At 72.7% G+C, this 2062-nt stretch carries 1 protein-coding gene; it reads left to right on the top strand.

Annotated elements, in window-relative coordinates; translation table 11 throughout:
- On the top strand, window positions 1-2062 hold a 2062-nt coding region (locus tag AB0E62_RS39910), incomplete at both ends, for a beta-ketoacyl synthase N-terminal-like domain-containing protein (protein ID WP_362206012.1).

A 2062-nucleotide genomic window follows, 5' to 3' on the forward strand; every position in this document is an offset into this window, starting at 1 on the left:
GCGGACGGCCCGGCGGCCGTGCCGGTCAGGCTGGACCTGGCCGGCCTGCGGGGCTCGGACGAGGTACCGGCACTCCTGCGCAACCTCGTCCGCACCCGCACCGGGAGCCGGCGCGCTGTCGCACGCACCGGCGAGGCAGCCGACCTTGCGCACCGCTTGGCCGGCCTGCCCGCCGAGGCCCGCACCGACCTGGTGCTCGACCTGGTGCGCGGCCGGGTGGCGACGGTGCTCGGGCACGTGGACGGTTCGCTGGTCGATCCGGAGCGCTCGTTCCAGGAGCTGGGCCTGGATTCGCTGACGGCGGTGGAGCTGCGCAACGGCCTGTCGGCGGCCACCGGATTGCGGCTGCAGGCGACCCTGGTGTTCGACCACCCGACCTCGGCCACGCTCGCGCGTCACCTCCTCGACGAGCTGCTCGGCACCGCCGAGGACGCCTCGGTCCCCGTCGGCGCGTTGCCGCCGGTGTCGGACGATCCGGTGGTGATCGTGGGCATGGCGTGCCGGTATCCGGGCGGTGTGCGGTCACCGGAGGACCTCTGGCGGCTGGTCACCGAAGGCGTCGACGCCGTCGGTGACTTCCCGGACGACCGCGGCTGGGACCTCGACGCCCTCTACCACCCCGACGCGGCACACGCCGGCACGTCCTACACCCGGTCGGGCGGTTTCCTGCGCGATGCGGGGGACTTCGACGCGGAGTTCTTCGGGATGAGTCCCCGGGAGGCGCTCGCCACGGACGCGCAGCAGCGGCTGCTGCTGGAGACGTCATGGGAGGCGCTGGAGCGGGCCGGCCTCGATCCGGTGTCGCTGCGGGGCAGCCGCACCGGCGTGTTCGCCGGCGTGATGTACGGCGACTACTCCGACCTGCTGACCGGCCCCGAGTTCGAGGGATTCCGTGGCAACGGCAGCTCCGCCAGTGTGGCCTCCGGGCGCGTGGCTTACTCGCTGGGCCTCGAGGGTCCGGCGGTCACGGTCGACACGGCGTGTTCGTCGTCGCTGGTGGCCCTGCACTGGGCGGCCCAGGCGCTGCGGTCGGGTGACTGTGATCTGGCGTTGGCCGGTGGTGTGACCGTGCTGTCCACCCCGGAGCTGTTCGTGGAGTTCTCGCGGCAGCGCGGCATGTCGGCAGACGGCCGGTGCAAGGCGTTCTCCGACTCCGCGGACGGGGTCGGGTGGGCCGAGGGTGTCGGCATGCTGGTGGTGGAGCGGCTGTCGGACGCGGTGCGCAACGGTCACGAGATCCTGGCCGTGGTGCGGGGTTCTGCGGTGAACCAGGACGGCGCGTCGAACGGCCTGACCGCCCCGAACGGACCGTCGCAGCAGCGCGTGATCCGTCAGGCCCTCGCCGGGGCCGGCCTGTCGCCGCTCGACGTGGACGTCGTGGAGGGCCACGGCACCGGTACGACACTGGGTGACCCGATCGAGGCGCAGGCGCTGCTGGCGGCCTACGGCCAGGACCGTGAGAGGCCGCTGCTGCTGGGTTCGGTGAAGTCGAACATCGGGCACACGCAGGCCGCTGCCGGTGTCGCCGGCGTGATCAAGGCGGTCATGGCCATGCGCAACGGCCTCGTGCCCCGGACATTGCACGCGGACCGGCCCTCGTCGCATGTCGACTGGACAGCCGGTGACGTCGACCTCGTCACGGAGAACACCGTCTGGCCGGCGGTGGACCGGCCGCGGCGGGCGGCGGTGTCGTCGTTCGGGATCTCCGGCACCAACGCCCACACCATCCTGGAGCAGGCCCCCGTCACCGTGGCCGTCGAGCCGGCGGCGGTGGACGTCGTGGTGCCGTGGGTGGTGGCCGGCAAGACGGCGGCCGCCCTGAAGGAGCAGGTCGCGCGGCTCGCCGACAGCCAGGGACGGCCGTTGGACGTCGGCTTCTCGCTGGCGACGACCAGGTCGGCATTCGACCACCGGGCCGTGCTCGTCGGACGTACGAAGGAGGAGCTGCTGGCGACCGTCACGGAGGCGGTGGCCGGTGATGGTCGGTTGGGGGTTGTGTTCACGGGTCAGGGTTCGCAGCGGCTGGGGATGGGGCGTGGGTTGTATGCGCGGTTCCCGGTGT

Source organism: Streptomyces sp. NPDC038707, from assembly GCF_040636485.1.
Taxonomy (GTDB): Bacteria; Actinomycetota; Actinomycetes; order Streptomycetales; family Streptomycetaceae; genus Streptomyces.